Here is a 19,057-nt window from a genome sequence, read left to right on the forward strand (position 1 = left end):
TGTATTCCGGCAGCATGCGCTGCGTCATGCCGCGTATATAAGGAGGGGATTTTTCGACTGCAAGGCGCGACAACCTGCTGAAGCCAGCAAAAAAACACGGGAATGTGAATAGGCTGCTGCGGGCTGCTACTGGCCCATGATCAAGTCGTAGAGCGTCGTCTGTTTTGGCTCCCGAGTGGAGGCGCTAGAGCCAAGATCACCTGGCGGCAACGGTCCGCCCCCTATGTCGGCCGGAGGCACAGGCGCACCCCCATAATTATCGTAGGGACCTCGATACTCTCGATAGTCTCGGACCGGGAGATCATCCTGCGAAAGGTCGTCCGTATAGATATCATCCGGCGGTTCAGGATACTCCTCCTGTCGCGAGCGGTCGGGGAGAACCCCAGAGATGATATCTCCGATCGTTGTCGGTTCCCGCTCTGGTTCGGCAGCGGCCGGCAGTTGGAAGCCGGTGTGGCTGCCAAACAAGGGCGTCGGTGAATATCCAGCGAGCGCCGACGTCATATAGTCTTGCCAAGCTTTGGCCGGAAGGCCGCCGCCCGTGACCTTCTTCATTGAGCTGCCGTCGTCGTTGCCGAACCAAACACCGGTCGTCATTACACTGGTATAGCCGACGAACAACGCATCGCGGAAAGACTGCGTGGTCCCTGTCTTGCCGGCAGCCTGCCAGTCCTTCAGGCGGGCGGCTTTTCCCGTTCCTTCCTGGAGGACCCGGGTCAACATGCTGTTCATTGTTGCCGCTATGGTCTCGCTCAAGACACGCGGCGGGTTCTCGTAGCTTGCCTCGTGCAGCACGTTGCCGTCGGTGTCGAGGACGCGGCGCACGATATGAGGTGTGGCCTTGTAGCCCCCGTTCATGAAAGGCGCATAAGCCGCCGTCAGCTCGATCAACGGCACTTCAGAGGTGCCGAGGGCGATCGAGGCGTTGGGTTGCAACTCCTGCTCGATCCCCATCCTATGCGCCAGGCTGACGACTTCCTGCGGACCAACCTCCATCACCAGTTGTGCGGCAATCGTGTTGAGGGAGTGGGAAAGGGCAGAGGAGACGGTGACTTGGCCTCGGTACTTCTGGTCGTAATTCTCAGGAGTCCATTTGCCGATCCTGACCGGCGCGTCGTTGCGGATCGAGTCTGGACGTATTCCCGCTTCCAGTGCGGCGGCATAGACGAAGGGCTTGAAGGCGGAACCGGGCTGGCGCTTGGCTGTGACCGCGCGGTTGAACTGGCTCTGGGCGTAGTCCTTGCCGCCAACAAGCGCACGTATTGCCCCCGTCGCATCCATCGACACCAGGGCGGCCTGATTGGCATTCAGTTTGGTGCCTTCTTCGTCTAAAATGGTCGTCAGTACCTTCTCCGCCTTCTCCTCCAGCGAAAGGTCTATGGTGGTCTCAACCACCACGTCCTGCTTGACGTCCCCGAGCAGCCGCTTCACCTCGTCCATCACCATGTCTGCGGCATAATGTTCAGCGCCGGACCAGTAGCTACGGGCCTTTGTCGGCGGCTGCGACATCGCCGACTTGATGTCTTCCTCCGTGATGTAGCCTTCCTCCTGCATTGCGCCGAGGACCACCTGGGCACGTTCCTCGGCAGCCACCGGATCGCGAGCGGGGGAAAGCCGTGACGGCGCCTTCAGAAGACCTGCGAGGAGCGCGGCTTCGCCCAGGTTCACGTCGCGCGCCGACTTGTTGAAATAGCGCCTGGAGGCGGCCTCAACCCCATAGGCATTGGAGCCGAAGAAGACGCGGTTAAGGTACATCGCAAGGATCTGGTCCTTGTCGAACTTGTGTTCCAGCCATAAGGCGAGAAGCACTTCCTGTATCTTGCGCTCGAAGGTACGCTCAGGGGACAAGAACAGGTTCTTTGCCAACTGTTGCGTAATGGTGGAACCGCCCTGAATGGGGCGTCCGGTCATATTGTTGACGAAGGCGCGGGCGAGGCCGAGCGGATCAACGCCGAAATGGGCGTAGAAGCGCCGATCCTCGATTGCCATTACCGCCTGCGGAATAAAAGGTGACATCTCCTCAAGCGAGAGAGCTTCGCCGCCGGTGGCGCCGCGGTTGGCGATCACCGAACCATCAGTGGATATGATCTTGATGTTGGGCGGGCGGTCGGGGATCGACCAGGAGCCGGCAGCGGGCATCTGAGCGCCGTAGTAAAGGACAAGCCCCCCTACACCGATGCCAGCCCAGATGCCGAGCACCACGCCCCAGTAGACGAGGGCGCGAAGCGGCGCCCACGTACCCGGAGAATTGCCACGTATGGTGTTCGACCGGCGTGCCGGGGACGCAGTTGCTTTGGGTCTTCTAGTGGGGGTTTTGCCTTTGGGACGCACACCCGAGATTCGATCATCGGATGCTAGCCGCAGGTCGTCCCCACGATGATCATCGTCATCAAACGACGGCTCAATCCTTTGCCGCGACTTGCCTTTGGCTGCCATACCCTGTCGGTAGCCCCTTGTCTGGCCGGCAGACGCCAGCGGTTCATGCTTTCGCTGAACTCTAAATGCGGCGATTTAAGGGGGTATTAAGGAAAGCTGATCGGACCGACCGACAAGATCGATCCGATCAGATAGCCGTATCAACGGCATTCGTCGATGTATCGATTACCGTAGCGGTCACGATAGTAGCAACGACCTGGCTGGTCCTGCACACTGCCGATGAGTGCGCCGCCTACACCGCCCACGGCGGCGCCGACTGCGGCCCCACGCACGTCGCCGGACACGGCGCCGCCAACCACTGCTCCGCCTACCGCGCCAATGCCGGCGCCGCGTTCAGTGGCCGTGCAGGCAGCAAGCGACACGCTCATGAAGCCAATTGCGAGGATCTTCTTCATCGTTCTCTCCTTCGTTTACAATAGCGTCAACCGACGAGGCACGACGTTGTTTCAAGATCGGCGCGAAAAACTTACCAGATTGGGGATCCTCAGCCCGCACCTTCTCGCGAAGGTAAGGTGCCACCGGAACAATGCACCTCGCCTCCCGTTTTTGTTTGACGTAACGAAGGAGCCAAGTCATGCCCAACAAAGATCCTCTCCCGAACCCGGCACCGGAGACTCCTCGGGGGCCGACGTCTACGCCGGGGGTTCCTGATCGGACACAGGGCAAGCCGCCTCTGACCCCTGTCCAAGACCCAGGCGATACGAAAAACCCGCAGGATCCAAATCTCAACCCGGCATTGCTGCCGATTGGTGACCCCGCCGGAGCGGCTTAACGATCTGAAAACCATTAAGGACGTAGTTTAGGCTGCCTTATCTACAATCAAGGGATCCGAGCCATTCCCTGTTGCACCAGGGCGGAACGCCCAGCATACGCAAGTTCTACACAAGTTGGCCTTCATAAAGCCAATTTTAGAAGCGGTAATCGGTTGGGCTTGGATCCCCTACCGGGCTGAGCTACGGCAGCAGGGGAGGTTGGTGTGCCTACACAGATGGTTCGCAATCCGGTCAGGCCGGACCAGCTCAACGTCCTGCAGCAGGTGTTCGACCAAGCGTGCATTGAACACAACATCAACAAGGCAAGTCCTGATGGGGAGGCCTTGGCCCTGATTCTTGTCCATTCGATGCAAAAGGGGCTCAGTGAAAAAGAGAAGCTCGAGTCCCTGGCTCATATTCTGGCCGAAAGCCGGCAAACGTGACATGCCGGGCGGCTGGCGCGGAACTTAAACTCATTGCCGTTGGTTGACTGGTCTTACGTCGTTGTGGAGACAAGGTATGGCTGAGAATGTAGCAAGCGTTAAACCCTCGGGCAATTCGGAGCAGGCGCAAGTTGAAGCGGTCGGAAACGAGATAGCTAGTCTGCGCGCCGAGTTGGCCGCGCTGCGTGAGCGGCTTGCGGAACGAACCAGCAGTGTAGCGGCACATGTTCAGGAAGAGGCTGCGTCCGTCGCTGGCGCAATCCGCGAGCACCCTGCCAAAGCCACAACGCTCTTCATGTTGGTAGGTGGGATCGGTTTCGTCGCTGGCTATCTTCTGGGAGCGCAATCGCTCGAAAACCGCAGTACCTGGTACCGGCGTTACTACTGAGTTGACCAGAGCCCCGGGGTCGATTCGCGGGAAAGTTCCGAGGTATGCGAAAGCTGCAATGCTGCGCTGCAAAATTGCGCCTGTTTTTCGCGCATGCTTCATGTATGATCAAAACATCGACAGATGCACTCCTCCTCCCAGCATCTTTCGATGGGACTAGCAACACCTCCTCCTCCCGGTTGCTGGTCAGCTTTGAGAACCCGGCGCTCCTCCTCCCGCGCCGGGTTTTCTGTTTTTGGGAGTGAGGAAGATCCCGCGCCTGCCATTCTTGACACGCAAGGGCCTCGCTTCTATCTCCCGTGCATCGCTATTTGTTGATAAGACTGCTCTAAGCACCTCGGTGCTCTCGACTACTTTCCTTCAAATACGAGACCACCCGTTCCGGCCCGCCGGAACATCGCCGATATTTGCAAGAGAAAGGCATCGATATGGCTACCGGTACTGTAAAATGGTTCAACGCCACCAAGGGCTACGGCTTCATCCAGCCGGACGACGGCTCTGCCGACGTTTTTGTTCACATCTCCGCCGTTGAACGTGCAGGCATGAGCTCGCTGAACGACGGCCAGAAGTTGTCCTACGAGCTCGTAACGGATCGTCGCTCGGGTAAGGTCGCTGCGGATCAGCTGTCGGCTTCCTAAGCTCGCATCCGCAACGTCTCGAGAAAGGCCGGTCTCGTCCGGCCTTTTTGTATTTTAGGACTTGCAAATCAAAGAGTGCTTTCCCATCTCATGATCAGCGGCATTTCCGGTGCAGTGAGCAAATGCGGGAGACCGCGCCATTGCAGCGACGGTGTGCATGTTCGTCTTTTACGAAGTGTTAACCAGTTGCGGCGATGATGATCGCCTGAGCCGCTGTTGGCTTCGAGCCTGAAGCGGACGCGCCGGAAATGCCTGTCTCTATTTCTGTGTGACCACGGATGTACTGGCACCTGATAAAAAATTGAGACGAGAAAAGGTCGGGTTTCGCCCGACCTTTTTGTTTTTCTGGCCCTATGCTACCGGCGTGTTCGGTTCAATTTGCCAGGGCGGCGATAATGCGCGCCCAAGAGCGGATCCCCTGGTGAAAGGACTTCAGCTCGTATTTCTCGTTTGGCGAGTGAATCCGGTCATCGACCAGCCCAAAGCCAACTAGAAGCGAATCCATTCCGAGCAGGGTCTGGAAATCTCCGACGATCGGGATCGACCCACCCATGCCGACGACGACAGCAGGCTTCGTCCACTCCTCGGAAAGTGCATTCTTGGCTTTCGAGAGAACAGGCGAGTCATAGGAAAGCTGGATAGCCGGTGAACCGCCGTGCTCCTTGAACTCCACGGAACAGTCATCCGGAATCTTGGCCTGAACGTAGGCACGGAAACTCTCGCGAACTTTGGCGGGATCCTGCTGCCCGACCAGTCGGAAAGAGACCTTCGCAGAGGCTTTGGCGGCGATCACGGTCTTGAATCCTTCTCCCGTATAGCCTCCCCATATTCCGTTCACTTCACAGGTTGGGCGCGCCCATATCAGCTCCAGTACGGACCGTCCCTTCTCGCCGGCCGCTACGGAGAGACCGACCTCACCAAGGAAGTTCTCGGCGTTCCGGCCAAGCTGGTCCCAGCTGGCCTTGATGTTTTCGGGAGTTTCTTCGACGCCGTCGTAAAACCCTGGAAGGGTAATGCGACCCGTTTCGTCGCGCAGACCCGCCAGGATCTCGGCAAGGATGTGGATAGGATTTGCGGCAGCTCCCCCGAACAACCCGGAGTGCAGGTCGCGGTCAGCAGCGGTGATGATGACTTCCTCGCCTACCAGTCCCCGCAGCGCTGCGGCGATCGCTGGCGTATCTGTATCCCACATGCTGGTGTCACAGACCAAGGCGCAGCTTGCCCTCAGCTCATCCGCATTCTCTTTCAAGAACGGTTTGAGTGAAGGTGAGCCCGACTCCTCCTCACCTTCAAAAAGGATGGTTACTCGTAGCGGGAGCGTTCCATGCACCTCTTTGTAGGCGCGGCACGCCTCGACAAAGGTCATCAACTGACCCTTGTCATCGGAGGTGCCTCGGCCGGTAATGACTTTGCGTCCGTCGCCAAGGTCCTTAAGTGCCGGTGAGAAGGGATCATTCTCCCAAAGCTCGATCGGATCGACGGGCTGAACATCATAATGCCCGTAAAACAAGACATGTGGCGCGTCTGGCGTCGCTCCTTCATGATGTGCAACCACCATCGGATGCCCGGGCGTGTCACGCACGGAGGCGTCAAAGCCGATTTCGGATAAGGTTGTCACGAGCCATTCTGCGGCCTGCCGGCAATCGTCCTTGCAAGTCGGATCGGTCGAGATGGACTTTATGCGCACGAGCTGGAAAAGCCGCTCCAGGCTCTTCTGGATGTTCTGATCAGCGCGCTGAAGCACGGGAGAAAGTTCGGTCATAACGAGTTCCTGTCTGCGATAGCGGCGCGACCTTAGAGGCTTTCAAGGCTGATTGGAAACTGTAAGACGGGGACAGGCAGGGTGGCGGACTGCCAAAGGCGGCTCTACAGCTTGCGGGCGTTGTCGATCGCCATGCGCATGTACTCGATCATCAGCTCCCGCTCGAATTGGCGAAAGCCATCGAAGAGCGCCGCATCGGCTTCGGCAGCTGCCTCGATCGCCTGCCGTTCCAGCTCCCGACCTTCTTCCGTCAGACGGATAATCTGCGCGCGGCGATCCTGGGGGTGGGGTTGGCGCTCTATCAGGCCGTGGCGCTCCATGCGCATGAGCGTATTGGCGAGCGTTGCCTGTTCCACCTCGAGTCGATCAAGGAGCTGTTTCTGGGTCAGTCCGTCCTCTTGCCAGAGTTCGAGAAGAACGGGAAATTGTCCTGGTGAGAAACCCAAGATGGCCGCACGTTCCCGAAGGGAACGGCTAAAGCCCTTGGCCAGTTGCCCGGCGAGATAAGTTGCGCAACGCGAGCGGTCGAATGCCATGGACCTGATGCCTGTCGCAGAGGAATGTCTGCGATGTATAGCGCCTTACGCTTTCGCCAAGCCTGTGGAATTTCCTCTACAAAAGCGAAAACCGCCACGGCCGGGAGGGGGATCGGCCATGGCGGTTCAAGAGTGGGACAAAGGCCCGGAGAGGGGGATGAGGCCTTTGTCCGGTCTGGAGCGGCGGGGGACGAGCCAGCTTCCAGACTGCGGCGTGATCAACGCCGGTACGACTGAGATGCGTAGCGATCCTGACCTTTTCAAGAGAAGCATGAATTACAAATCAGTAACGTTCGGGTGATGCAGCGCCGGCCCCGTGTGCAGCGGGCAAGTAAAGAAGTTTTCATGGACGGGCGGGATGACGCAAGTTATGCCATACACATGAAAAAAGGCGATCATCTCTTCCTCGTCGACGGCTCCGGCTTCATCTTCCGCGCGTTCCACGCGCTTCCCCCGCTGACCCGCAAGTCGGATGGGCTCCCGATTGGAGCCGTTTCTGGCTTCTGTAACATGCTCTGGAAGCTTCTGACCGATGCGCGCGACACATCCGTCGGTGTGACGCCCACCCATTTCGCGGTGATTTTCGACTATTCTGCCAGAACGTTCCGCAAGGACCTCTACAACGCCTACAAGGCCAACCGTTCGGAGCCGCCGGAAGATCTCATCCCCCAGTTCGGATTGATCCGGGAAGCAACGCGCGCCTTCAACCTGCCGTGCATCGAGACCGAACGGTTCGAAGCGGACGACATCATTGCCACCTATGCCCGACAGGCCGAACGGATTGGCGCCGACGTTACCATCATCTCCTCTGACAAGGACCTGATGCAACTCGTGACGCCGAACGTCCACATGTATGATAGCATGAAGGACAAGCAGATCGGTATTCCGGAGGTGATCGAGAAGTGGGGCGTCCCACCCGAGAAGATGATCGACCTGCAGGCCATGGTCGGCGATTCCGTCGACAACGTCCCCGGCATCCCAGGCATAGGACCCAAAACCGCAGCCCAGCTCCTGGAGGAGTTCGGTGACCTGGATACTTTGCTGGCCCGGGCCGAAGAGATCAAGCAGGTAAAGCGCCGGGAGAACATCGTCGCCAATGCGGAGCTGGCCCGCCTGTCGCGCCGGCTGGTTGAGCTGCGGACGGATGCACCTCTCGACATGCCGTTGGATGCTCTCGTGCTGGAGCCGCAGAACGGACCAAAGCTGATCTCTTTCCTGAAAGCGATGGAGTTCGGAACCTTGACTCGCCGTGTTGCAGAAGCTTGCGACTGCGATGCAAGCGCAATCGAACCGGCGCATGTGAAGGTGGAATGGGGCGGGGCGGCGCGCGGACCAGATCTCGATGCCGGCAGCAGTGGTGAGCGGGAGGTGGCGAAGCCTGCCGCTGCCAAGGCCAGTACGGCAGACGCCTATGGTCCCACGACACCGGCCGAACTCGCCAAGGCGCGAGCGGAGGCCTTCGCGACGGCGAAGATCGACAAGAACTGTTATGTGACCATCGACGATCTGGAGGACCTCGACGACTGGCTCCGTTCGGCCCGCGAAACGGGTCTGGTTGCCTTTGAGGCCGAGGGAACGTCGATTGATCCGATGCTGTCGGACATCGTCGGGATCTCCCTGGCGCTCGCCGACAACACCCGTAATCCGTCGGGCCTGGACGTCAGAGCGGCCTATATTCCCTTCGGCCACAAGACTGGTAGCAATGACCTACTTGGCAACGGCCGAGCAGACAATCAACTCACGCCGGCTGAAGTCATGGAGCGGCTGAAGCCGCTGCTTGAGGATGCGTCCGTTCTCAAGGTCGGGCATAACCTGAAATACGCCTATCTGCTCCTCAAGCGCTATGGGATCGAGATCACGGCCTATGATGACGTGATGCTGATGTCCTATGTCCTGGAGGCGGGCAGAGGCGGTCACGGCCTGGACTCGCTTTCTGAACGCTGGCTTGGCCATATGCCCTCCTCCTTCAAGGAGGTCGCGGGAACCGGAAAGTCCGGCGTGAGCTTCGATATGGTCGAGATCGATCGTGCCACGATCTACGCTGCCGAAAAGGCGGATCTCACTCTGCGGCTCGCAATGGTGTTGAAGCCCAAGCTGACTGCCGAGCAATTGACTCGCGTCTATGAGCGGCTGGAGCGCCCTATGGTCTCGACCTTGGCGCGCATGGAAGAGCGCGGCATTACGGTCGACCGCCAGATCCTGTCGCGATTGTCGGGAGAACTCGCGCAGAAGGCTGCGGCGATCGAGGACGAAATCTACCAGATTGCCGGCGAGAAATTTACGATCGGCTCTCCCAAGCAGCTCGGCGACATCCTCTTCGGCAAGATGGGGCTGCCGGGTGGCGCCAGGACCAAGACCGGCCAGTGGTCCACCTCTGCACAGGTACTAGAAGACCTTGCCGCTGCCGGGCACGAGTTCCCGCGCAAGATCGTCGATTGGCGGCAGTTAACCAAGCTGAAATCCACCTACACGGATGCACTTCCGGGCTACATCCACCCGCAGACGAAGCGCGTTCATACGTCGTATTCGCTGGCCTCTACCACGACCGGGCGGCTTTCATCGGTCGAGCCGAATCTCCAGAACATCCCGATCCGCACAACGGAAGGCCGCAAGATCCGCACTGCCTTCATTTCGACTCCCGGCCACAAGCTCGTCTCGGCCGACTACAGCCAGATTGAGTTGCGGGTGCTCGCCCATGTCGCCGACATCCCGCAACTGCGCCAGGCCTTCGCCGACGGGATCGACATTCATGCCATGACGGCTTCGGAAATGTTCGGGGTGCCGGTTGAGGGGATGCCGAGCGAGATTCGCCGCCGGGCCAAGGCGATCAACTTCGGCATCATCTATGGCATCTCTGCCTTTGGCCTGGCAAACCAGCTGTCCATCGAACGGTCTGAGGCGGGTGAGTACATCAAGAAATATTTCGAGCGGTTCCCCGGCATCCGCGACTACATGGACAGCACCAAAGAATTCGCCCGCGAGCACGGTTATGTCAAAACAATCTTTGGTCGACGGGCGCACTACCCGGAGATCCGCTCGTCCAACCCGCAAGTCCGGTCCTTCAACGAGCGTGCGGCGATCAACGCCCCCATCCAGGGTTCGGCGGCCGACATCATCCGCCGCGCTATGGCGAAGATGGAGCCGGCGCTTGCAGCAGCGAAGCTATCTGCCCGCATGCTCCTCCAGGTTCATGACGAGCTGATCTTCGAGGTCGAAGAGGGAGAGATCGAGGCAACGCTGCCCGTCATCACCACGACGATGGAGCAAGCCGCCATGCCGGCGATCGCGATGAAGGTTCCGCTGAAGGTCGACGCGCGGGCTGCTTCCAACTGGGACGAGGCGCACTAGCGAGGCGACGAAGTCCGCAGATCCGGAAGATATTTCGTCAGGGCATTGATCATGACTTGGCCTGCGTCTTCGATCGACCCGCTATTGTCGATGGTTACAAGCTCATAAGGCCCGACAAGCTGCGGCGTGCTGCGCTGCAGCCGATCAAGGATTTCCGCGCGCGTTTCCCGGCCCCTGGCTTCCAGCCGGGATGCCAGCACGTCAGGTCGGGCTGTGACGTTGATCACGGTCAGCGCCGGAAACGCTGCGCTGAAGTGGGGCAGCGCCGTTCGAGAGCCATTCGCCACCACGATATGGCCGCAGTCGACCTGATGCCGCGTCTGTGCGGGAATGCCGTAGAACAGGCCATGTGCCTCCCAGGAAACGGCAAAGCCCCCCGCTCGAGCCAGCTGACGAAAATCCACGTGGGAGATGGCATCGTGGTCCTCTCCGCCGGCATCGCCCTGGCGGGTTATGACGCGGCGCACGAAGACGATCTCGTCCCGCCCCTGGAGATGGCGCGCTGCATAGGACATCAAAGTGTCTTTGCCTGCGCCGCTTGGGCCGACCACGACAATCAGCCTCCCTTTGCCTATGGGCACATTTTGGGCGGTTTTGTTCATCAGGCGACCCGACGACCCTCGCGCCATGTCGCTCGGGCGACCGGCACACCCTGCTCACGGTGGACGCGCACCAGATCGGCACGCAGTCCCGGTGCAATACGGCCTCGGTCATTCAGCCCGACGGTGCGGGCCGGGGTTGAGGTGACCATGGCAATCGCCTGCGGCAGCGATATCCCTTGGCTTTCGTCGGAGAGCACGAAAGGCGCGTGCAAGAGGCTTAGCGGCACGTAGTCTGACGACAGCACGTCCAGCACCCCTCGTTCGGCAAGCTCACGCGCAGCGATGTTGCCGGAATGCGACTTGCCGCGAACGATGTTCGGGGCGCCCATCAGCACGCTCATTCCGGCCTTGTGAGAGGCTTCCGCAGCATCAAAGCTGGTGGGGAACTCCGCGAGCCTTACGCCGTGGCTGATCGCCTCATCGACATGGTCCAGCGTCGCGTCGTCGTGGCTCGCGACAGTGATACCGCGCTCCGCGCAGATGCGGGCGAGCTCGTCGCGGTGAACGGCGGCGTATTTGGCCGAGGCCGCCTGGCGGCGTGCAACGAAGTGCGCAAACGCCTCGTCGCTCAGGCCGCGCTTCTCCTTGTAGTAGAGCACATACTGGTCCATTGACTGGAACTGCCGCTGGCCGGGCGCGTGGTCCATCAGCGAGACGAGGCGGACATAAGGGTCCTGTTCGAAATCAGCGAAATGCTCCAGCACGTTGTCGGACGACACTTCACAGCGCAGGTGGAAGAGGTGCTCGGAGCGGAGCCGCCCGTCCTTCTGGGCCGCCTGGATCGCATCGGCAAGATCGCGCATCTCGCCTTTCTCAAATCCGCCATCCTCGTCCGCTCCCATACGCAGGCAGTCGAAGACCGTCGTGATCCCGGACGTGGCAACCTGGGCATCATGCGCCTGGATGGCGGCAGTGGTATTCCACCGCACGCCGGGGCGTGGCGAATAGTGCTGCTCCAGATGGTCGGTGTGCAGCTCGATCAGACCGGGGACAAGATAGTCGCCCTCCAGATCTTCTCCCACTCGGCTGGCGCCCTCGCAGACATCTGCGATCTTCCCGTTTCGAACGACGAGAGAACCCGACAGGATCTGGTCGCCGACGATGATGCGAGCGTTCGATAAGACGATTTCGGCACTCATGGCAGGAGCTTTCTGTTGTCTTGCGGCACGCCAAGCGGCTGCCAATGGTGAACGGTGAAGGGTTCGCCGCGGCTTCTTTCGATGAAGAGAGCCAGGCCATCCACAGCCAGAGGCGCGTCTTCATGATCCGACAAGCGGCGGCGGATCTCGTCATGGACCTGTGGAGCCACCTTATCGTCGACCGGCCCCGTCAGCGTCATGTGGAAACGGAACTCCTCCATGACATACGGATACCCCCATCTTGCAAGATTGGCCCGCTGCTCCTCCGTCAGGCGCTCGGGCCGGCGGCGCGCCACGTCTTCGTCGGACAGGGGCGCGCGGAACGGTTCGAAGGCCTCAACCACGGAGGCTGCGAAGGTCTGCAGCGGCGGGTGGAGCGTGTGTGGAACGAGCGCAAAGAATGGCCCGAGCTGCCCGATGACCATACGCGGAACTTCGAAAGGCGTGGCGGAGGCCGCGAAGGCTGCGAAAGCATCCACCAACTCCGTCTCGGTGCGGCCTTGGCGGAGTTCGAAAGGCGCCTTGAGCGTTGCATGGAAGCCGTAGCGCCGGGGCTCCGCGACGAGTGCATGCCATTGCTCGACCGGCATCGCAAGCGTGTCGGGCGAGCCGAGCAGGTTGCCGGTGAACGCGTCACGGCCGAGCCACCGGCTGGCGTCTCGTGTCAGAAGGCTGTCAGGAGCCGGGGAGAAATAGATGGCGTAGCGCACGATCAGACCCAGAATTTGCAAATAATGCCGAACAGAATGGGGCAAGCGGATGGGGACAGGAGGTCACCCGCTAGGAGATTTGCATGACAAAATGATGATGGCTGCAAGAGGCACTTCGCTCACCAAACTCCTCTGTTGTCTCATCCACCGTGGCGCGACAGAAACTCCTCGGCCGTCAGCGCACGGAAATCATCAAGTGCGGCACGAAGTTTCCGGTGATCCCAGTCCCACCATGCGAGCTTCTCCATACGTTCGCCGATCTCCTTCGGGAATCGCTCGCGGATCAGCTTTGCCGGCACGCCGCCGACAATCGTATAGGGAGCGACATCCTTCGACACCACCGCTCCCGCGCCGATGACGGCACCTGTACCCACGCTGATGCCGGGCAGGATCGTTGCTCCGTGACCAATCCACACATCATGGCCGATGGTAACCCGATGGTCGCGGCGCCACTTGAAGAATTCCTCCTCGTCCTCCGCATCGTCCCAATAGTTCGCGGCGCGGTAGGTGAAATGGTGAAGCGTCGCCCGCCATGTCGGATGATTGGTCGCGTTGATACGGACGGCGGCCGCAATGTTCACGAACTTGCCGATTGTGGCGCACCAGACCGAGCCATCCTGCATGACGTAGGAATAGTCCCCGATCTCCGCCTCGTCGATGCGGCAGCGTTCGGAAATCTCTGTATAGCGGCCCAGGATCGAGTTCTTGACGCTCGCGCTCGGATGGATGAAGGGCTCCAGCCCAACCTTGACGCTCATGCGGCAGCCTTCCGCGGCGAGAACTGCATCACATCGAGAACCCGGTCCGCCACCGCTTCGCGTACCTCCTCGTCATGGAAGATCCCGAGCAATGCGACGCCCTTCTGCTTCTTCTCGGCGATCATCTCGACCACCACGCGACGGTTGCGAGCGTCAAGCGAGGCCGTAGGCTCGTCGAGCAGAAGAATGCTGTGGTCTGTGATGAAGCCGCGCGCAATGTTGACCCGCTGCTGTTCGCCGCCGGAAAAGGTCGCGGGCGGCAAGCTCCAGAGTTCCCTGGGTAGGTTCAACTGAGACAACCGCGCAGATGCCGTGTCTCTCGCCTCTCCCGGGTTGACCCCACGCGCGAGCAGAGGCTCGGCCACGACGTCCAGTGCCGAGACACGGGGGACAGTGCGCAGGAACTGACTGACATAGCCCAGAGTGTGCCGGCGAACATCCAGCACCGTTCGGGGATCTGCATCCGCGATGTTGACGGTCTTGCCGCGGTGAGCGACCAGGATTTGCCCGGCATCAACAGCATAATTGCCATAGAGCATTTTCAGGATCGAGCTCTTGCCGATCCCGGAGGGTCCGCCGAGCACGACACATTCGCCGCTGGCGACGGAGAAGTTCACGTCGTTGACGACCGGCAGCTTAATGCCGTCGCGCAGGTGCATGGTGAAGCTCTTGAAGACTTCGGAGACGACGAGGGGAGTGGTCATGGCTTGTCTCCTAGACCTGCAGAATGGACGACACGAGGAGCTGCGTGTAGGGCTCGCGCGGATCGTCCAGCACACGGTCGGTCAACCCCTGTTCGATCACATGGCCCTCCTTCATCACCATCATCCGGTGAGATAGCAGTCGGGCGACGGCAAGATCATGGGTGACGATAATGGCCGCTAGCCCCAGATCGTTGACGAGGCCGCGAACGAGATCCAGAAGGCGGGCCTGCACCGAAACGTCGAGGCCCCCGGTCGGCTCATCCATGAAGACGAGCCGAGGGCCCGTCACAAGGTTGCGGGCGATCTGCAGTCGCTGGCGCATGCCGCCGGAAAAGGCGCGTGGCGCATCATCGATCCGGTCCGTACCGATCTCTACCCGTGTCAGCCAGTCCAGGGCGGTGGTGCGGATATCGCCATAGTGGCGGTTTCCGACCGCCATCAGCCGCTCGCCCACATTGGCGCCGGCCGAAACCGTCATGCGCAAGCCATCCGCCGGGTTCTGGTGGACGAAACCCCAGTCGGTACGCATCAGGAAGCGGCGCTCCGCCTCGCCCATGTGGTAAAGATCCCGGACGCTGCCGTCGCGCATCGAATACTCGACACTGCCGGTCGTCGGCATCAAGCGCGTCGAGATGCAGTTCAGGAGCGTCGTCTTTCCTGAACCGGACTCACCCACAATCGCGAGCACCTCGCCCGGCCAGAGATCGAAGGAGACCTCCTTGCAGCCGATACGCTGGCCATAGAATTTCGAGACTGCATTGACCTTCAGGAGCGGTGCTTCACTCATTCCGCAGCCTCCTGACGCGCGAGAAGTTCTCCGGCATGACCCTGGTCACGCCGTTCCTCGCAATGATCGGTGTCGGAGCAGACGAACATGCGGCCACCGCGATCGTCGAGGATGACTTCGTCCAGATAGACGTCCTCCGCACCGCATAGAGCGCAAGGCTTGTCGAAGCGCTGGATTTCAAACGGATGGTCTTCGAAATCGAGGCTGACTACTTCCGTATGGGGAGGAATGGCATAGATCCGTTTCTCACGGCCCGCTCCAAACAGCTGCAGGGCGTCGGACATGTGCATTTTTGGGTTATCGAACTTGGGTGTCGGCGACGGGTCCATGACGTAACGGCCTGCGACCTTCACGGGATAGGCGTAGGTCTTGGAAATGCGCCCGTTATGGGCAATGTCCTCGTAGAGCTTCACGTGCATGAGGCCATATTCCTCCAGCGCATGCATCTTGCGCGTCTCCGTCTCGCGCGGCTCGAGAAAGCGCAGAGGTTCGGGGATCGGCACCTGGTAGACGAGCACCTGGCCCTCCGACAGCGTCTGCTCTGGAATGCGGTGGCGGGTCTGGATGACTGTAGCATCCTTTGTGTGGGTGGTGACGGCGACACTGGCGACCTTCTGGAAGAAGGCGCGGATGGAGACAGCATTGGTCGTGTCGTCTGCACCCTGATCAATGACCTTCAAGACGTCCTTAGGCCCGATGATGGACGCAGTGACCTGAACGCCGCCGGTACCCCAGCCGTATGGCATGGGCATCTCGCGAGAGGCGAACGGTACCTGGTATCCCGGAATGGCAATTGCTTTAAGGATGGCGCGGCGGATCATCCGCTTCGTCTGTTCGTCCAGATAGGCAAAGTTGTAGGTCGCCAGACCTTGGTCGGATGGAACCTCAAGAGACATTGCGTGTTACTCCCGTACAAATGGAGATAGGTGTCATGGATACTGGCCTTCTGATCACGATGTTCTTTTCGGTCTTTGCGGCGACAGGTGTTTGCTGCGCTTATTGGTATGGCGAAGCTGGCCGCGACTGAGCGTTACTGTTCGGCGGAATTGGCCTCTGCGCCAGCGACCTCACTTTTCGCAGCCTCGATATCGGAACGCATCTTCCTCACCAGTGCGAGTTCAGCCTGAAAATCCACGTAGTGCGGCAACTTGAGATGTTCGACGAAACCCGTTGCCTGTACGTTGTCGGCGTGGGAAATGACGAATTCCTCGTCCTGCGCCGGCGCGGTGACATCCTCCCCTAACTCCTCCGCTCTCAGAGCCCGGTCCACGAGCGACATGCTCATTGCCTTGCGTTCGCTCTGGCCAAAGACGAGGCCATAGCCTCGGGTGAACTGCGGTGGCGCCTTGGCTGAACCCTTGAACTGGTTCACCATCTGGCATTCCGTCACTTGAATGCGACCGAGTGAAACCGCAAAGCCAAGTTCCGGTACCTCCATCTCGACCTCCACCTCGCCGATGCGGATCTCGCCGACGAACGGATGATTGCGACCAAAGCCGCGCTGGGTGGAATAGCCAAGCGCAAGCAGAAACCCTTCGTCTCCCCGGGCAAGCGCCTGCAGCCGCAGATCGCGTCCCATTGGGAATTCCATGGGCTCCCGCGTAAGGTCGCCGGCAGGCCGGTCGTCGGGGAGGCTTCCATCTTCCTCGATCAGTCCCTCACCGGCGAGTATGTCCGATACGCGTGTCATGGTGCCGGGTAGCGGCTCCTTGCGCGCGGGCTCTTCCACGTCATCCTGGCGCAGAAGCGAGGGATCAAGGAGCCTGTGGGTATAGTCGAATGTAGGCCCCAGAACCTGCCCGCCGGGCAAGTCCTTATAGGTCGCCGAGATCCGGCGTTCGATGGCCATTCTGGCGGTGTCTACTGGAACCGAGGTGCCGAAACGTGGCAGCGTTGTGCGGTAGGCTCGCAACAGAAAAATCGCCTCGATCAGGTCACCGCGGGACTGCCGCACCGCGAGCGCTGCGAGGGCTCGATCGTAGAGTGACGCTTCCGCCATGACCCGGTCGACCGCGAGAGCAAGCTGCTCGACAATTTGATCTATTGTCACCGAAGGCAGCGAACGCTCACCGCGGCGACGGTCCGCGAGGAGGCGGTGAGCAGCATTGATGGCGGCCTCGCCACCCTTGACGGCTACATACATCAGCGCTCTCCTCAGGCGATCGTGGTTGTTCGGGGCAGGCAGACCAGCGTCCGGCCCGCGGTCAGAATGACGTCGACGCCGCGTGGAAACAGAGCGCGATTGCCTCTCCAGATTTCCTCGAAATATTCCGGCAGACCGGTGACCTTGATCGTTGCGCTGTCCTTGATGCCCGGCCCAGAGAGGACGAGCGACCGCCCTTCGCCGATTGCGGCCACCTCGATGATGATGGTCGTCGAGCGATCTGGATATTCCTGCGTCCCCAGGGAAAAGAGATCGAAGGAGCAGAGACCGGCCCCGGCCTGCTTGAAGGCAAACTTGGCCTCGCTCTTGTCCTGCGTCGCGGCGGCACCCGTATGGAACGCGATCCAGTCGGCAACGGCAGATTTAGCGAACGATGATTGTAGCCACACCGGCGTGTCGGCGTCGCACAGAGCAAGCGCGATGGCGCCGGCCGCCTCGCCGAGCGGGGAGGGTTGTCCGATTTCCGTTCCGACCGTCTGATGGGTGCCCGGACGGGACATCCCGTCCATCAACAGGCGGAACACGGCTTGTGCGTCGAAAACGGGTTGCGCGAAGCCACCCGACAAGGCCTTTGCATTCATGCTCATCAATCATCTCCCCGGACCATGGTGAAGAAGTCCACGCGCGTTGCTGCCGTCTCTTCCGCCTGCCGCCGATCCTCCGCAGTAACTCGCCTTTCGATTGGCTTGAGAATCTCCTCTTCCACGAACGAACGCGTCTCCTCCTCCTGCCAGAGCGCATCGAAGATGGCTGCAAGCTTGGCTTTCGATTTGTCTGTTCCGAGAGCATGCGAATGGCCCGCGGTGCCAGACTCAAGCAGGATCGTTGCTCGGGTGACAGTCGCCTCCCCGAGGTTGAAAGGCGCGCCGCCGCCGCCGATACGGCCGCGAACCATGACCAGTCCGGTCTCAGGTCCGCGAAGTGGAGTGGCTTTCGGCTTGTAGGGTAGTTTTTCCCAGGCGGATGTCAGTTCACCCAATTGAGCACTTGAAAGCAGTTTAGCCGTCCGCCGACGTGGGACGTCTTCTGCACTGGAGGAGGGTTGGGAAGCAGTCATCGCATCTCTCTAAATGTCTATTGTTGTAGACAACCGTACAATTAACTGTATAACTAAGCCTCCTGCGTAACAAGAGTGTGACATGGCGACGGATTCATCGGTTCAGAGACAAAGCGGCGTAGCCCTTTGGCGTCAGATTGCTGACCGCATAAGAGGAGCCATCGCGAACGGTGAATATGATGACACCGGGCGAGTTCCCCCTGAGATGGCGCTTGCAGCACGCTTCGGCGTCAATCGCCACACTGTCAGGAGTGCTCTTGCTGCGCTCGCGCAGGAAGACATCGTTCGGCCGATACAGGGGATCGGCACGATGATCGTGCGCAAGGAACGTCTCAATTTTCCGATCTCTCGCCGGACCCGTTTCATTGAAGGCTTGGGCGCACAGGCGCGTGAGACGGAAGGACTGCTGCTACAGTCTCGTGAGGAGCTGGCATCGGAAGATCTATTGCGCCGGCTGGAGTTGGCGGAGGGAAGCCATGTTGTCCGGTTGGAGACTTTGCGGAAAGCCGATGGCCGACCGGTGTCGCGAGCGACAGCGTGGTTTCCGGTGCCCTGGTTCGCAGGGATAGACGAAGCGTACCAGCGCAGCGGGTCCATCACTGCAGCGTTCAAATCGCTCGGGTTGTCAGACTACACTCGGGTTTCCACCGAAGTGACTGCCACTCACGCCGACGCTTCCGACATGAAGGACCTCAAACTGTCAGCCGGCGCCATTGTGCTCGTGACGCGATCGCTCAATGCAGATCCCGGCGGCAAGCCGGTCCAGTTTGCCATTAGCCGCTTCCCTGCAGATCGGGTACAGTTCACCATTGAGAACTGAACCCGCCGATGCG

20 protein-coding genes are annotated in these 19,057 nt (G+C 60.2%); 6 read left to right on the forward strand and 14 right to left on the reverse strand.

Features of this window, described 5'->3' with window-relative positions:
* Window positions 1-126 precede the first annotated feature (126 nt).
* Both LXM96_RS09995 and LXM96_RS10000 read right to left on the reverse strand, forming a co-directional pair.
* Window positions 127-2,436 (reverse strand): transglycosylase domain-containing protein, encoded by a 2,310-nt coding sequence (locus LXM96_RS09995; RefSeq protein WP_239998329.1) that lies wholly within the window; start codon window positions 2,434-2,436, stop codon window positions 127-129.
* A gap of 140 nt (window positions 2,437-2,576) precedes the next feature.
* A complete protein-coding gene (locus tag LXM96_RS10000) occupies window positions 2,577-2,831 on the reverse strand; it encodes a glycine zipper domain-containing protein (RefSeq protein ID WP_239998330.1) in 255 nt (84 codons plus the stop codon).
* 179 nt (window positions 2,832-3,010) lie between these two features.
* On the opposite strand from LXM96_RS10000, the gene LXM96_RS10005 reads away from it, so the two are divergent.
* The 4 genes from LXM96_RS10005 (at window position 3,011) to LXM96_RS10020 (ending at window position 4,657) form a co-directional block, all read left to right on the forward strand.
* Window positions 3,011-3,208 carry a hypothetical protein gene (locus LXM96_RS10005; RefSeq protein WP_239998331.1) on the forward strand — a complete coding sequence of 66 codons (198 nt, stop codon included), beginning with the start codon at window positions 3,011-3,013 and terminating at the stop codon, window positions 3,206-3,208.
* Window positions 3,209-3,412: 204 nt separating this feature from the next.
* Window positions 3,413-3,631 carry a hypothetical protein gene (locus LXM96_RS10010; protein ID WP_239998332.1) on the forward strand — a complete coding sequence of 73 codons (219 nt, stop codon included), beginning with the start codon at window positions 3,413-3,415 and terminating at the stop codon, window positions 3,629-3,631.
* Window positions 3,632-3,707: 76 nt separating this feature from the next.
* Complete coding sequence (locus LXM96_RS10015; RefSeq protein ID WP_239998333.1) at window positions 3,708-4,019, forward strand: hypothetical protein; 312 nt, start codon at window positions 3,708-3,710, stop codon at window positions 4,017-4,019.
* A gap of 428 nt (window positions 4,020-4,447) precedes the next feature.
* Window positions 4,448-4,657 (forward strand): cold-shock protein, encoded by a 210-nt coding sequence (locus LXM96_RS10020; protein WP_239998334.1) that lies wholly within the window; start codon window positions 4,448-4,450, stop codon window positions 4,655-4,657.
* Between the two features lie 373 nt (window positions 4,658-5,030).
* On the opposite strand, the gene LXM96_RS10025 is transcribed toward LXM96_RS10020, so the two are convergent.
* Both LXM96_RS10025 and LXM96_RS10030 read right to left on the reverse strand, forming a co-directional pair.
* Window positions 5,031-6,419, reverse strand: a complete 1,389-nt coding sequence (locus LXM96_RS10025) for a dipeptidase (RefSeq protein ID WP_239998335.1) — start codon at window positions 6,417-6,419, stop codon at window positions 5,031-5,033.
* Between the two features lie 104 nt (window positions 6,420-6,523).
* Window positions 6,524-6,955: a MarR family winged helix-turn-helix transcriptional regulator gene (locus LXM96_RS10030; RefSeq protein ID WP_239998336.1), complete on the reverse strand. Its 432-nt coding sequence runs from the start codon at window positions 6,953-6,955 to the stop codon at window positions 6,524-6,526.
* A 381-nt stretch (window positions 6,956-7,336) separates the two neighbouring features.
* Here LXM96_RS10030 and polA point away from each other — a divergent pair, with 381 nt between their 5' ends.
* Window positions 7,337-10,303 (forward strand): DNA polymerase I, encoded by a 2,967-nt coding sequence (gene polA / locus LXM96_RS10035; RefSeq protein WP_239998337.1) that lies wholly within the window; start codon window positions 7,337-7,339, stop codon window positions 10,301-10,303.
* Here polA and phnN read toward each other — a convergent pair.
* From phnN to phnG, 10 genes are all read right to left on the reverse strand, one after another.
* A complete protein-coding gene (phnN, locus tag LXM96_RS10040) occupies window positions 10,300-10,905 on the reverse strand; it encodes a phosphonate metabolism protein/1,5-bisphosphokinase (PRPP-forming) PhnN (protein ID WP_262913595.1) in 606 nt (201 codons plus the stop codon). The genes polA and phnN overlap by 4 nt on opposite strands.
* The gene (locus tag LXM96_RS10045) at window positions 10,905-12,044 is read right to left on the reverse strand and encodes an alpha-D-ribose 1-methylphosphonate 5-triphosphate diphosphatase (protein ID WP_239998339.1); all 1,140 of its coding nucleotides are present in this window, start codon (window positions 12,042-12,044) and stop codon (window positions 10,905-10,907) included. Before LXM96_RS10045 ends, phnN begins: the two co-directional genes overlap by 1 nt.
* Window positions 12,041-12,754 carry a DUF1045 domain-containing protein gene (locus LXM96_RS10050; RefSeq protein WP_239998340.1) on the reverse strand — a complete coding sequence of 238 codons (714 nt, stop codon included), beginning with the start codon at window positions 12,752-12,754 and terminating at the stop codon, window positions 12,041-12,043. The genes LXM96_RS10045 and LXM96_RS10050 overlap by 4 nt, the downstream gene beginning before the upstream one ends.
* Window positions 12,755-12,894: 140 nt before the next feature.
* Window positions 12,895-13,512: a DapH/DapD/GlmU-related protein gene (locus tag LXM96_RS10055; RefSeq protein WP_239998341.1), complete on the reverse strand. Its 618-nt coding sequence runs from the start codon at window positions 13,510-13,512 to the stop codon at window positions 12,895-12,897.
* Window positions 13,509-14,216, reverse strand: coding sequence for a phosphonate C-P lyase system protein PhnL (gene phnL / locus LXM96_RS10060; RefSeq protein ID WP_239998342.1), 708 nt, complete (start codon window positions 14,214-14,216; stop codon window positions 13,509-13,511). Before phnL ends, LXM96_RS10055 begins: the two co-directional genes overlap by 4 nt.
* Before the next feature lie 10 nt (window positions 14,217-14,226).
* Window positions 14,227-15,003, reverse strand: a complete 777-nt coding sequence (gene phnK, locus LXM96_RS10065) for a phosphonate C-P lyase system protein PhnK (protein ID WP_239998343.1) — start codon at window positions 15,001-15,003, stop codon at window positions 14,227-14,229.
* The gene (locus LXM96_RS10070) at window positions 15,000-15,899 is read right to left on the reverse strand and encodes an alpha-D-ribose 1-methylphosphonate 5-phosphate C-P-lyase PhnJ (RefSeq protein WP_239998344.1); all 900 of its coding nucleotides are present in this window, start codon (window positions 15,897-15,899) and stop codon (window positions 15,000-15,002) included. The genes phnK and LXM96_RS10070 overlap by 4 nt, the downstream gene beginning before the upstream one ends.
* A gap of 134 nt (window positions 15,900-16,033) precedes the next feature.
* Window positions 16,034-17,146: a carbon-phosphorus lyase complex subunit PhnI gene (locus LXM96_RS10075; protein WP_239998345.1), complete on the reverse strand. Its 1,113-nt coding sequence runs from the start codon at window positions 17,144-17,146 to the stop codon at window positions 16,034-16,036.
* Between the two features lie 11 nt (window positions 17,147-17,157).
* Window positions 17,158-17,754: a phosphonate C-P lyase system protein PhnH gene (gene phnH / locus LXM96_RS10080; RefSeq protein ID WP_239998346.1), complete on the reverse strand. Its 597-nt coding sequence runs from the start codon at window positions 17,752-17,754 to the stop codon at window positions 17,158-17,160.
* The gene (phnG, locus tag LXM96_RS10085; protein ID WP_239998347.1) at window positions 17,754-18,224 is read right to left on the reverse strand and encodes a phosphonate C-P lyase system protein PhnG; all 471 of its coding nucleotides are present in this window, start codon (window positions 18,222-18,224) and stop codon (window positions 17,754-17,756) included. The genes phnH and phnG overlap by 1 nt, the downstream gene beginning before the upstream one ends.
* A gap of 82 nt (window positions 18,225-18,306) precedes the next feature.
* On the opposite strand from phnG, the gene phnF reads away from it, so the two are divergent.
* On the forward strand, window positions 18,307-19,044 hold the full coding sequence (gene phnF, locus LXM96_RS10090) for a phosphonate metabolism transcriptional regulator PhnF (protein ID WP_239998348.1): 738 nt from the start codon (window positions 18,307-18,309) through the stop codon (window positions 19,042-19,044).
* Window positions 19,045-19,057: the final 13 nt, after the last annotated feature.

Source organism: Rhizobium halophilum, from assembly GCF_021648825.1.
GTDB lineage: Bacteria > Pseudomonadota > Alphaproteobacteria > Rhizobiales > Rhizobiaceae > Neorhizobium > Neorhizobium halophilum.